This window comes from Candidatus Dadabacteria bacterium (genome assembly GCA_026708565.1).
Lineage (GTDB): Bacteria > Desulfobacterota_D > UBA1144 > Nemesobacterales > Mycalebacteriaceae > Mycalebacterium.
Genome location: JAPOUR010000018.1, coordinates 1 through 12466 on the forward strand (window position 1 = coordinate 1; position 12466 = coordinate 12466).

Below are 12466 nucleotides of genomic sequence, written 5' to 3' on the forward strand. Positions count from 1 at the left end.
ACGGGCTGATGGTGGCGTTTGGTCAGACGATTTGCAGACCCGTCCGGCCTTTGTGTGATGTGTGCCCGGTGAGTAGATGGTGTGCGAGGGTTGGGGTTTGAGGGGGCGTTTCTGTCTTGCTTTACCGCCCGTTTTTTGTAGAGTTTTTCATCATGGCGAGCGCGATTAGAAAAGAACTGGAGACATACAGGTGTTGCGAGTGCGGAAAGCCGAATGAGATTCCGCAGGGCGCGGATGCGTCCGGTTATGTTTGCCATGATTGCGGTTTTCATCTGGCGCGCGCAAAAAAGGGCGGTGAAACCTCGGTTGCGGTTGGAATGATAGGCGGAGCCGCTTTGGGCGCGTCAATAGCGGGTCCGCCCGGAGCCATTGTCGGCGGTATAGTGGGGGCGTTGATTGGCGTTAACGGATAAAAGCGGAGGGGGTAGCAATTTATGGAACAGATTAAGTTTGACGCAGTAGTCTGGCAGGAGGGAGATGTTTTTGTCTCCCAGTGTCTTGATGTTGATGTCGCCAGTTACGGAGACACCGTTGAAGATGCCCTTGAAAGTTTGAAAGAGGCGGTTGAGTGCCACCTTTCAGGCGTTTCTGATGTTGACGTGATACTCAAAAACCTCCCTGATTTGCCGTTTCCGCCTGAAAATTGATGTTGAAGGTTATTGCCATTTTTGTAATAGTGATCGCCCTTGCGGGAGGTTGTGCGGGGATAGGGTCCTCACAATTTCTTTCTTCTCCTACATCGGAGAGTAGTGCATCGGGCGAGGTCAAAGATACAGAAGCATCATCAGTAATAGGTGCATTATTGATAGGCTTAATCATTCTGATAGTGGTGGGTGTGGGCGTTCTTTCCCGCCCCCGCGCTAATTGGAGTGCCATTGACAAATTTATGCCCCCTCGCCCGGGTTATCATCGTCATCATATTGTTCCTGTTTATGAAGGTGGCAGTGATACGCCTGACAATCTGGTTTACCTTACACCATGGGAACACGAACAAGCCCACTGGCAACGGTGGCATAAATATCATGACTACCGAGACCTATGGGCTGCCCAAAAACTCCGCAAGAAACGAGGCGCGAGACACTAACCGCCCCCATCCCCTCTGGATTCCGTGTCAAGCACGGAATGACGGAGGAGAACCCCCGCCCCCTGACTTGTAGCCGTCTCCCCCGCCAGCTGTTTTCTTTCACATCTTTTTCGCGCTTGCCCTTGCTTTCGCCTTTCTGTAAAATTTTTAACAGCGGCAAGGGAGTTGTAATGAAATTCAATGTAACAATCGGACGGGATGAAGACGGAATATGGGTTGTTGAGTGTCCGTCAATACCCGGTTGCGTCAGTCAGGGGAAAACCAGAGGCGAGGCGCTTGAGAATGTCAAAGAAGCAATTGCGCTTTGCCTTGAAGTGCGTGCGGAAAAAGGACTTTCTCCTACCGTTGAAACGGAACAGGTAGAGGTCGCAATTTAATGTCCGTATTGCCGTCTTTGAGCGGCAAAGATGTGGTGCGGATTTTTGAAAGTTTTGGCTGGAGTGTGGTGCGCAAAAGAGGTAGCCACATCATAATGACAAAAGAAGGAGAAGTGGCCACGCTGTCCGTGCCCAATCACAAAGAGATAGCCAAAGGAACGCTGAGAAGCCTGATTCGCTCCTCACGGCTTACTATTGAGGAGTTTCTGCGGCAACAATAGAATCCCTTATCCTTGCCTTACCCCCTTTTCCCTGTAAAGTTCTCCCAATGCCCGCCGAGTCGGTTTTCTTCTACATATTCTCCACCCTCGCGCTTGTCGGGGCCGCCGCCGTTGTGCTGATTCCCAACACGGCGCTGGCCGCCGTTTTCCTTGTGCTTACGCTCGTTTCCTCGGCGGTTCTTTTCGCCATTCTTGACTCCCATTTTATGGCCATAGTGCAGGTTCTGGTTTACGCCGGGGCCATAGTGGTCTTGTTCCTGTTCACCGTTGTCTTTCTGAATGTAAAGAAAAGCGGGCTGGACTTCGGCCCCTCCCATGCGGCGAAAAAACTTACCTTTCTTGTTCCCATCGCGGCGGCGGCGGGATACTTCGGATGGAAACTCGCCCCGTTTGCGGCTCCGCCCGTGACCGGAAGCGGCCTTGACGGCGGGGCGGCGGGAGTGGCGCGGCTGCTTCTTACCGAATACGTGCTCGCGTTTGAGGTAACTTCAATCCTTATAGTCGCCGCCATAATCGGCACGGTCGCCATATCAAGAGGGCGCGGCGGTTGAGCCCGGAAGGATACATAGGGCTCGGCTTCGCGCTGTTTGCGATAGGGGCTTACGGCGTTTTCACGAGAAAAAACATCCTTGTCGTGCTGATGTCCGTTGAAATTATGCTTAACGCCGCAAACCTCTGCCTCATAACCTTCTCCCGGATTCTTGAAGACGGCGCGGGCGGCATTCTTGTTCTGGTTTCAATAACCGTTGCGGCGGCGGAAGTCGCGCTCGGCCTCGCCTTTGTGGTCGTCATCAACTCGGCGCTTAAAAGCCTCAACATAGACCTTGTAAGGAGTCTTCGCGGTTAAATGCTTTACGCGCTCCTTCTCGCCCCGCTCACGGGCGCGCTGATAAACGGGCTGCTGATCTCAACCGGCCTGCTTCGCCGCGCCGCCCGCACATCGCCCGAATTTGAAGAGAGGGCGTCCGCAATTATCGCTTCGCTCTCCGTTCTTGCCGCCGCAGTTTGCGCCGCGGTTGCCGCGCACGGCGTTTACCGGGGCGAGGCTCTTACGCTCACTCTGTTTGAGTGGTTTTCCTCCGGCTCTCTTTCAATCGCCTTCAGTTTCGTTCTTGACCGCCTTTCCGCCGTGATGGCGCTTGTCATCACGTTTGTGGGATTTCTCATTCACGTGTATTCCGCCGGATATATGAAGGGCGACCGCGCAACCCCGCGCTACTTTGCGCTCCTCGGCCTGTTTGTGTTTTTCATGCTGACGCTCGTGCTGGGTTCGGGGTTTGTCGTTATGTTCGCCGGGTGGGAGGGTGTCGGTTTTGTGTCATACCTGCTCATCGGGTTCTGGTTTAACGATGAGGAAAAGGCGCGCGCGGGAAGAAAGGCGTTCATCGTCAACAGGGTGGGGGATTTCGGTTTTCTTCTGGGGATGTTTCTCATATTCACAATGTTCGGCTCGCTTGAGTTTTCCGATGTGTTTGCGGCGGCTCCGGGCGCGAGGGAGGGAGTTTTGACCGCCGCCTGCCTGCTTCTGTTTTTCGGAGCGGCGGGCAAGTCCGCCCAGTTTCCCCTTCATGTGTGGCTTCCCGACGCCATGGCGGGCCCCACGCCGGTCAGCGCCCTGATACACGCGGCCACAATGGTAACGGCGGGCATATATATGGTGGCGCGCTGCTCGGCTCTTTTTTCCGCCGCGCCGGTTGCTCAATATGTTGTGCTTACGGTTGCGGTTTTCACCGCTCTCGGCGCGGCGTGCGCGGCGCTTTCTCAGACCGACATCAAAAAGGCGCTCGCCTACTCAACCGTCAGCCAGTTGGGATTTATGTTCATGGCGGCGGGGGCGGGGGCGGGAGCGGTTGCGGTGTTCCATCTGGTAACGCACGCCTTTTTCAAGGCGCTTTTGTTTCTCGGCGCGGGAAGCGTCATTCACTCCCTCGGCGGTGTTCAGGATATGGGGCGCATGGGCGGCCTCCGGCGGGCGATGCCCGTAACCGCGTGGACTTTTCTCGCGGGGACGCTCGCAATTTCGGGAGTTCCCTTCTTTGCCGGATTTTTCAGCAAAGACTCCATCCTCGCGGCGGTCTATGACGGCGGGTTCACTATTCACTGGGGCGCGGGCGTTCTCGCCGCCATGATGACGGCGTTTTACATGACGCGCGTGTATGTGCGGGTGTTTGAGGGCAGGCCGGGCGCGGATACCGCAGGGGCGCACGAGTCTCCGCCCGTGATGACCGTCCCGCTTGTGTGCCTCGCGCTGCTTTCGGTTTTCGGCGGCTTGCTTTCCGTTCCTCATTTTCTCTCCGGCGCGCTTCCGGTCGGAGAGGAGTTTCTCGCCCGTTTCCTTGAGCCGGTAACGGGGGCCGCCCCATACCATCAGGGCGGGCTGAGTCACTACGCGCTCGCGGTGGTTTCCACGGTCGTTGCGTTTGCGGGTGTCGCCTCCGCGCTTGTTGTTTACACGCGGGGGCGGGGCATTCGCGAAAGGGCGGAAAGAATTCCCTCCGTTATGGGGGCGAAGGGTTTTTCGCGCTCCGGTTTCCGGCTGGATGAGTTTTACAATTCGGTTTTTGTTGAGCCGTTCAAGCAATTTTCAAGGGATTTCGCCGCGTTTGACATATCCGTGGTTGACGGCGCGGTAAACGGCGCGGCGTGGCTGGCAAAGCGGCTCGCGGGTGTTTTCAGCCTGTTTCAGACCGGCCTTGCGAGGGCGTATGTGGCGGCAATGGCGGCGTTTGTGGTCGCGCTTGTTTTTGTGGCGTTGAAGGTTTGACGGGCGCGGCCCGCATTCCTCTTTGCGCCCGTGCAAGTCCGTGCCTGTCCGTGTCGGTCGCCTCTTGACAATCCCGCCCTTCCCATTAAAATCCCGTTGCCTTCCGTAGCAAACGGGAGGCAAATTTCGGTTCTGCCGGAGCGCGGCGAAAGCATCGCGGCTGTTTCGGAGCCGAGTGTTCGGGAGGTGTTCCGATGGCAAAAATGCTCGGGGCGCAGATGTTTTTTGAAACCCTCATTCACGAGGGCGTTGATGTTGTTTTCGGTCTGCCGGGGGGATATGTCCTCAAGGTTTACGATGTTATGACCGACTACGAAAAGCAGGGGAAACTGCTGCACGTTATGGCACGCCATGAACAGGGGGCGACCCACATGGCGGACGGCTACGCGCGCGCTTCCGGCAAGCCCGGCGTTGTGCTTTGCACATCGGGGCCGGCGGCGACAAACACCGTTACCGGCATAGCGACCGCGCAGATGGATTCCGCCCCGGTTGTCATATTCACCGGACAGGTCCCCACGCAGTATCTTGGCAGCGACGCCTTTCAGGAGGCCGACCACATCGGTATCACAAGGCCGTGCACAAAGCACAATTCCCTTGTCCGCAAAACCGAAGACCTCCCCGCCGCAATGAAAGAGGCGTTTCATATAGCGTCAACGGGAAGGCCCAGCCCGGTTCTGGTTGACATGCCCAAGGACGTGCTCATCGGAGAGGGCGAACTTATAATTCCCGATGATGTCAGCATCAGGGGCTACAAGCCCAAGATGAGAGGCAACCCGTCCCAGATAAAAAGGGCGGTTTCGCTGATTGAGAAGGCGAAAAAGCCGGTCATATTTTCCGGCGGCGGCGTCATACTCTCAAATGCGACCGAACACCTCAAACGGTTTGCTCACCGGCTTCGCATACCCGTTACCTCAACCCTTATGGGGCTCGGCGGATTTCCCGCAAGCGACCCGCTGTTTGTCAACATGATAGGAATGCACGGCTCTTACGCGGCAAACCTTGCCGTTCACGAGTCCGACCTTGTCATATCCATAGGGGCGAGATTTGACGACCGGGCGACCGGGGGCAACTTTGACAACTTTGCCCCGAACGCAAACATAATCCACATAGACATTGACCCCTCAACCATAGACAAAAACATCCATGTGGACTGCCCCATTGTGGGAGACGCAAAGGAGGTTCTTGAGCAGATAGGGGAGTCTCTGTCCGCGGAGATTGACCTTTCCGGCAGGGACGAGTGGAGAGAGCAGATAAACAAGTGGGACAGAGAGCATCCGCTCAAATACAGAGAGGACGCCAACAAAATACAGACCACTTACGCGATAGACATGCTCTACAGACTGACCGGCGGAGACGCCGTTATCGTCAGCGATGTGGGGCAGCACCAGATGTGGGTCGCGCAGTTTTACAAGTTCAACAAGCCGCGCAGCCACATAACTTCGGGCGGCCTCGGCACAATGGGGTTCGGTTTTCCCGCAGCGATGGGGGCGAAGTTCGCCCGCCCGGATGACCTTGTCATAAGCGTCGCGGGAGACGGCAGTTTCCAGATGAACATGCAGGAACTCGCGGTTGCCGTTGAATACGGCCTTGACCTGAAAATAGTCGTGTTCAACAATGAGCATCACGGAATGGTCAGGCAGTGGCAGACCATGTTTTTTAACGGCAACTACTCGTGCTCAAAGTTCAATGTGCTTCCCGATTTCGTCAAACTGGCCGAATCCTTCGGGGCGACCGGCCTGAGGGCGGAAAAGCCGGAGGAACTTGAGAGCGTCTTCAAACGGGGGCTTGCGGCAAAAGGGGTTGTTCTGATGGAGATCAAGGTTGACCCGGAGGAGATGGTCTATCCGATGATAGCCCCCGGCGAGCCGATGAACCAGATGATATTTGACCCCGTTGACGTTGCCTGAAACGGAGAGGGTTTTCAGATGAGCGAGTCAAAGACACAAAGGCATATAATCACCCTGCTTGTTGACAACGAGTCCGGGGTTCTGTCCAGAATAGCAGGGCTTTTCAGCGCGCGGGGTTTCAACATAACGAGCCTCAATGTTGCCGAGACGCTTGAGAAAGGCACTTCAAGGATAACGCTTGTTACCACCGGAGACGCCTTTATCGTTGAGCAGATAATCAAACGTTTCAACAACATGGTGAACGTTATCAAGGTGACCAACCTCACGGGAACGGAAAGCGTTGAGCGGGAGATGGTTCTTGTCAGAGTGTCGGCTTCGGGCGATGCGCGCCCCGAACTTCTGCGCATAGCGGATATATTCAGAGCCAAAGTTGTTGATGTGGGAACGAAAAGCTACTCTCTTGAGATGACCGGAGACAATCAGAAGATAGGCGCTTTCCTTGAACTTTTGATACCTTTCGGCATTAAAGAGATAGCGCGCACCGGAGTGGTCGCCATGCTTCGCGGCGCAAAAACTTCAGGCGGCAAGGGAGGAAACAAATGAAAGTTTACTACGATTCGGACATATCGCCCGACTTAATCAAGGGCAAAAAAGTTGCCGTTATCGGCTACGGCAGCCAGGGGCACGCGCACGCGCAAAACCTCAGAGACAGCGGCGTTGACGTGTCGGTCGGGCTCAGGGAGGGCAGCGCGAGCTGGAAAAAATCCGAAGAGGCGGGTTTTGAAACCTTGCCCGTTTCCGAAGCGGCAAAACGGGCGGATGTCATTATGATACTCGCCCCGGACACAAGCCAGAAGGCGATATACGAGAGCGCCGTCAAAGACGGGCTGTCCGCCGGAAACTCCCTTGTGTTTGCCCACGGGTTCAACATTCACTACGGGCGCATAGCGCCCCCCGCCGATGTGGACGTGTTTATGGTCGCCCCCAAGGCGCCCGGGCACACGGTCAGAAATCAATACACCGACGGCGCGGGCGTTCCGGGGCTTGTCGCCGTCCATCAGGACCACACGGGAGCGGCCAAAGAGACGGCGCTTTCCTACGCCGGGGCGATTGGCTGCGGCAGGGCGGGAATCATTGAAACCACCTTCAAAGACGAGACCGAGACCGATCTTTTCGGCGAGCAGGCGGTTCTTTGCGGCGGCATTTCGGCTCTTATTCTCGCCGGTTTTGAGACCCTTGTTGAGGCGGGATACCCGCCGGAAATGGCGTATTTTGAGTGCTGCCACGAGGTCAAACTCATTGTTGACCTCATCTATCAGGACGGCATATCCAACATGAGATACTCCGTGAGCGACACGGCGAAATACGGCGACATCACACGGGGACCCAGAATTGTGGACGGCAGGGTCAGGGAAGAGATGAAAAAGATAGTTGCGGAGATTCAGTCCGGCAGGTTCGCAAAGGAGTGGATAGAGGAAGACGAGGCGGGCAGGCCCAACTACACGCGCCTTCTCAAAGAGGGCGAGAATCACCCCATAGAGAAGGTCGGCGCGGAACTGAGGGAGATGATGAGTTCTCTCTTCAAGGACAAACTTGTTGACAAATCCAGGAACTGAGAAGAGGTCGGCTCACTACGGCGGAATATGAAAACCCCTTTTCTGAGAATTGCGCCCGAGGGGCTTTCCCTCTTATGTTCAATCGCGGCGGCGGGCTGGCTTTTTTCATTTCTCGGCCTTGGCGTGCTGTCGTTTCTCTGCATGGCGGCGTTCGGGTTTTCGGTGTATTTTTTCAGAGACCCCGACAGGGAGTTTTCCCCGGAGCCCGGCGCGGTGTTTGCGCCTTCGGACGGCAGGGTGATTGCGGTATCAACCGAGAGCGAGGACACTTTTCTGGGGCGCGAAGTAACAAGGGTGAGCGTGTTTCTGTCCATATTTGACTGCCATGTAAACTGGTTTCCCGTTTCCGGAACAGTCCTCTCATCCGAGCGGAGGGCGGGGCGTTTTCATCTGGGTTTTTCCCCAAAAGCGGGAGACGAAAATGAGCGCGTTGCCACAGTAATACATCCCGACGGCGCGCCGGATATTCTGATGTTTCAGGTGGCGGGCTTTGTCGCAAGGAGAATAATTTCGTATGCGGGCAAGGGCATGTCCCTTGAGGCGGGGGAGAGGTTCGGCATCATAAAGTTCGGCTCAAGAATAGACCTGTTTTTTCCGCCGCAATACAAGGTGGAGGTCAGGCGGGGGGATGTTTTAACCGGACGGCGGACGGTGGTGGCGCGTCTGTCCGGAGAGGGGCAATGAGGCGGGCGCGCATAAATCCGGGCAGGGTCGTTTCCTTTCTGCCCAATGTGATAACCACCGCGTCTCTGTGCTTCGGCCTGCTTTCAATCGGGTTGTCGGTTCAGGTGGCGGCGGGTGCGTCCGCCGATGCGGACATTGTGTGGCGCGCCGCCGCGTTCATAGCGGTCTCCATGGTTCTTGACATGCTGGACGGCAGGATAGCGCGCGCCCTTGGCGTGGCGGACAACCGCTTCGGCGTAATATACGACTCGCTTTCGGACGCGATTTGTTTCGGGCTTGCGCCGCCCCTTCTTGTTTATTCACTGCTCGGCGGCTCGCATTCCGGCCCGCTTCTCAACATAGGGCTTCTCATTTATGTCGTGTGCGCGGTTATGCGGCTTGCAAGGTTCAATGTGCAGTCTTCATCGCTTGAGAAGAGAAGTTTTATGGGGCTGCCGAGCCCCATGGCGGCGGGCGTTATGATATCGCCGGTTTTTGTGGCGACCGAGTTGGGAATGTTTCCGCTTTCCGGGGAGATGGCGGTTTTTTACGCCGTTGCGGCGCCGGTTACGGGGTTTTTCATGGTGAGCGGAGTCAGATACCGGAAGGCGGGTTTTTTCAGTTTCGGCGGCAAGAGGTTTGATTTTCTGGTTACCACATCCGTCCTGATAGCGGTTGTGGCGGTCAATCCGGGGCTGTCCGTTGCGGCGGTCTCTACGCTGTATCTGCTTTCCGGCCCCGCGCTGTTTGCCCTTGGCCGCCTCAGGCGGCGCGGCGGAAACAGAGGCGGGGAGACGGAGAAGGCGGGTTGAGGGCGCGCGCGTTTCTGCTTTTTCTGTGCGCGGTTTTTTACGCGGGAGGTTCTGAATTGTCTGCAAAGGAGATTTCATCTGTTACAAAAACGCGGCTTGACAACGGGCTCACCGTGTTGCTTGAGCCAGACGCCTCCGCGCCGGTTACGGCGGTCAATGTGTGGGTCAAAACCGGCTCCGGGTGCGAGCGGGACGGCGAGAGGGGGCTTGCCCATTTTCACGAGCACATGCTGTTCAAGGGCGGCGGAGACATGGGGCCGGGCGAACTCGCGTTTGAGGTTGAATCTTCCGGCGGGCGCATAAACGCCTTCACATCGTTTGACCACACGGTTTACCACATAGTTTCGGCAAGCAGGTCGGCGGGCAGGAGCATAGACCTGCTTGCCTCAAGCGTTACCGCGCCGGCGTTTGACCCCGAAGAGTTGAAAAAAGAGATTGAGGTGGTTGTTGAGGAGATACGCCGCGACAAAGACAACCCCTCAAGCGTGATGAGCAGGCGGCTGTTTGAAACCGCCTACGAGGGGCATCCCTACGGGCTGCCCATTCTTGGAACACGCGAAAGCGTCCGCTCTTTCACGCGCGAAAAGGTTTCCGCCTTTTACCGCAAATGGTATACGCCCCGCAACATGGTCGTTGTGGTAACGGGGGATTTTAAGCCGGGCTCCGTTCTCGCCCGAATCAAAAAACGTTTCGGCTCTCTGAAGAAAAGCCCCGCCGCCGTGTGCGCGGAGGCGACAGCCCCGCCAGTGAGAAAATCGCCCGCAGTTTCCGTTCAGAAAAGAGACACAAACGAAGGGTATTTCTCGCTTGCGTTCAGAATTCCCGGTGTTGCGCATGAGGATGTTCCCGCCCTTGATGTCATTTCGGAGATAATGGGCGCGGGAGACAGTTCGCGCCTTCACAGAATCGTCAAAGAGGAAAAGGGAATAGTGAACACGGTTTATTCCTACGCCTACGCCCCCGTGATGGGAGGGGTTTTTGCGGTGGGCGGAACGGTTGCGCCGGACGGCGCGGAGGCCGCTTACGGCGAGATTCTGCCGATGCTTTACGGCCTTGCGGACGCGTCTCCCGCTCCTTCGGAAATTCAAAAGGCGAAAGTCAACATTGAGAGCGACAGTGTGCGCTCAAGGGAAACCATGCAGGGCAGGGCGCATTCGCTCGGGTTTTACGAGACGGCGGCGGGTGATTACGGTTTTGAGGGCGCTTATGTGGAAGCCGTGCGCGCCGTAACCCCGGCGGACATACGCAGGGTTGCGGCAAAATACTTCACTCCGGCAAATCTTTCCGTCTCGGCGGTGGTTCCGCCCGCCTCGCGCTCGTCCGCGCAAAGCGTCAAAAAAGCGGTTTCCGGCGCAAAGCCGCCTTCCCCCGATTCGGGCAAGGGCGGAAAAACGAACATTCACAAACTGAAGAACGGCATTAAGGTCATTATAAAAGAGAACAAATCCGTTCCGCTTTTCTCCGTCCGCCTGCTTTTTCCGGGGGGCTTGAGATTTGAGGATGCGCGTTCCGGCGGTCTTTCCAACCTTACGGCGAACATGCTTACGCGCGGCACTCACAGCCGCACGGCAAAGCAGATAGCGGAAGAGATGGAGTCTCTTGCGGGATACATAGAGGGTTTTTCCGGCAGAGACAGCGCGGGCGTTGTGATGGAGGCGCTCAGCGCGAATTTTGACACCGCAATGGACATATTTGCCGATGTCGCCCTGAATCCGTCTTTTGAGCCTGAGGAGATGGCGCGGGCAAAAAGGGAGATTTCCGCCGCGATAAGCAAGAAAAAGGATGACCTTGCGGCGGTGGGAATCCGGCGGTTTCTTGCCGCGCTTTTCAAGGGCGGGGCGTATTCCCGCGACATTCTGGGAACGGAGGCGGGGCTGAAAAGATTTTCCCGCGCCGCCGTGGCGGAGTTTCACCGCAAGGCGCTGAATCCGCGTGAGATGATAATTGTGGTTGTGGGTGATGTGAGCGCGAAAAAGGCGTTAAGGCGGCTTGAAAAGGATTTTTCCCGCCTTGCCCCCGCGCCCCGTCTCCGTCCGCAATCTTCGCGTGTAAAGCAAACCCGCAAGCCGCTTGTAACTGTGAAAAACGAGCCGGAAAAGCAGCAGACTCACATAATCGCGGGCTTTGGCGCGCCGAAAATAGGCAGCCCGGACTACTATCCGTTTCAGGTGTTGAACTCCATTCTTTCCGGTCAGGGCGGGCGGCTGTTTCTCAAACTCAGGGACGAGATGAGTCTTGCGTATTCCGTAACTTCTTTTTACGGCGCGCGTGTGGATGCGGGTTATTTCGGGGTTTACATTGGCACTGCTCCGGGCAAGGAGAGCGAGGCGAGGGATGAGATTGTCGCCCAGTTGAAAGCCCTTGTGAAAGGCGGGGTAACGGCGCGGGAGGTGGAGAGGGCGCAGAGGAAGATGGCGGGCGAGTTTGAGATAGGGCTTCAGAGGAACTCGGCGCAGGCGGCGACTATGGGGTTTGATGAACTTTACGGCGTGGGGTGGGATGAGCACAAGGAGTTTGTCGGCAAGGTGATGTCCGTTACTCCGGAGGATGTTTTGCGGGTTGCGCGGAAATACATAGATGTTAATTCCCGTGTGGTGTCTGTGGTGCGGGGCGGCGGGTGAGCGGGTTTCCGCGCCTTGCCAATCGGCGCGGCTGTATGTATTTATTAAATCTTTAATGGGGGCCGCTAGCTCAGTTGGTAGAGCAGTTGACTCTTAATCAAACGGTCGGGGGTTCGAATCCCTCGCGGCCCATCCCTTTCCCATCGGGAAAGGGCGGGGATAGGGGCGAAAGCGGAGTGGCGTGAAGAGCGCCGCGACACATTATTAGGATAAGGTTTGTTTGAAAAGAAGCGGGAGTGGCGGAATTGGCAGACGCGCCGGGTTTAGGTCCCGGTGGGAGTTTCTCCCTTGGGGGTTCAAGTCCCTCCTCCCGCAAGTTGTCAAGTTTCAGTTTTTTGTGTTACACTCTCGGCAGTTTGTAACAGGAGGTAGTTACAGATGGCACAGAAAGTGACGGACCCGTTTCAACAGGAAGTGGACAGGAACTACGAGGCATTCCTTAAACTGGATGATGATTTCTA

13 protein-coding genes and 2 tRNA genes are annotated in these 12466 nt (G+C 56.5%); all 15 read left to right on the top strand.

What is annotated here, in order from left to right; all coding sequences use genetic code 11:
- Positions 1 to 152 precede the first annotated feature (152 nt).
- On the top strand, positions 153 to 413 hold the full coding sequence (locus OXF42_02930; GenBank protein MCY4047049.1) for a hypothetical protein: 261 nt from the start codon (positions 153 to 155) through the stop codon (positions 411 to 413).
- A 21-nt stretch (positions 414 to 434) separates the two neighbouring features.
- Positions 435 to 647 (top strand): type II toxin-antitoxin system HicB family antitoxin, encoded by a 213-nt coding sequence (locus OXF42_02935; protein ID MCY4047050.1) that lies wholly within the window; start codon positions 435 to 437, stop codon positions 645 to 647.
- 607 nt (positions 648 to 1254) lie between these two features.
- Positions 1255 to 1461: a type II toxin-antitoxin system HicB family antitoxin gene (locus tag OXF42_02940; protein MCY4047051.1), complete on the top strand. Its 207-nt coding sequence runs from the start codon at positions 1255 to 1257 to the stop codon at positions 1459 to 1461.
- Complete coding sequence (locus OXF42_02945) at positions 1461 to 1682, top strand: type II toxin-antitoxin system HicA family toxin (GenBank protein ID MCY4047052.1); 222 nt, start codon at positions 1461 to 1463, stop codon at positions 1680 to 1682. The genes OXF42_02940 and OXF42_02945 overlap by 1 nt, the downstream gene beginning before the upstream one ends.
- A gap of 47 nt (positions 1683 to 1729) precedes the next feature.
- A complete protein-coding gene (locus OXF42_02950) occupies positions 1730 to 2233 on the top strand; it encodes an NADH-quinone oxidoreductase subunit J (protein ID MCY4047053.1) in 504 nt (167 codons plus the stop codon).
- Positions 2230 to 2529, top strand: coding sequence for an NADH-quinone oxidoreductase subunit NuoK (gene nuoK / locus OXF42_02955; GenBank protein ID MCY4047054.1), 300 nt, complete (start codon positions 2230 to 2232; stop codon positions 2527 to 2529). The genes OXF42_02950 and nuoK overlap by 4 nt, the downstream gene beginning before the upstream one ends.
- Positions 2530 to 4446, top strand: a complete 1917-nt coding sequence (gene nuoL, locus OXF42_02960) for an NADH-quinone oxidoreductase subunit L (protein MCY4047055.1) — start codon at positions 2530 to 2532, stop codon at positions 4444 to 4446.
- 194 nt (positions 4447 to 4640) lie between these two features.
- Positions 4641 to 6353 (top strand): biosynthetic-type acetolactate synthase large subunit, encoded by a 1713-nt coding sequence (ilvB, locus tag OXF42_02965; protein MCY4047056.1) that lies wholly within the window; start codon positions 4641 to 4643, stop codon positions 6351 to 6353.
- An 18-nt stretch (positions 6354 to 6371) separates the two neighbouring features.
- Positions 6372 to 6896 (top strand): acetolactate synthase small subunit, encoded by a 525-nt coding sequence (gene ilvN / locus OXF42_02970; protein MCY4047057.1) that lies wholly within the window; start codon positions 6372 to 6374, stop codon positions 6894 to 6896.
- Positions 6893 to 7909 carry a ketol-acid reductoisomerase gene (gene ilvC / locus OXF42_02975; GenBank protein MCY4047058.1) on the top strand — a complete coding sequence of 339 codons (1017 nt, stop codon included), beginning with the start codon at positions 6893 to 6895 and terminating at the stop codon, positions 7907 to 7909. Before ilvN ends, ilvC begins: the two co-directional genes overlap by 4 nt.
- 27 nt (positions 7910 to 7936) lie before the next feature.
- On the top strand, positions 7937 to 8593 hold the full coding sequence (locus OXF42_02980) for a phosphatidylserine decarboxylase (GenBank protein MCY4047059.1): 657 nt from the start codon (positions 7937 to 7939) through the stop codon (positions 8591 to 8593).
- A complete protein-coding gene (locus OXF42_02985; GenBank protein ID MCY4047060.1) occupies positions 8590 to 9384 on the top strand; it encodes a CDP-alcohol phosphatidyltransferase family protein in 795 nt (264 codons plus the stop codon). Before OXF42_02980 ends, OXF42_02985 begins: the two co-directional genes overlap by 4 nt.
- Positions 9381 to 12005: a pitrilysin family protein gene (locus OXF42_02990; protein MCY4047061.1), complete on the top strand. Its 2625-nt coding sequence runs from the start codon at positions 9381 to 9383 to the stop codon at positions 12003 to 12005. Before OXF42_02985 ends, OXF42_02990 begins: the two co-directional genes overlap by 4 nt.
- A gap of 59 nt (positions 12006 to 12064) precedes the next feature.
- Positions 12065 to 12137: transfer RNA gene (locus tag OXF42_02995), tRNA-Lys, on the top strand.
- Between the two features lie 98 nt (positions 12138 to 12235).
- Positions 12236 to 12320 (top strand) — tRNA-Leu (locus OXF42_03000).
- Positions 12321 to 12466: the final 146 nt, after the last annotated feature.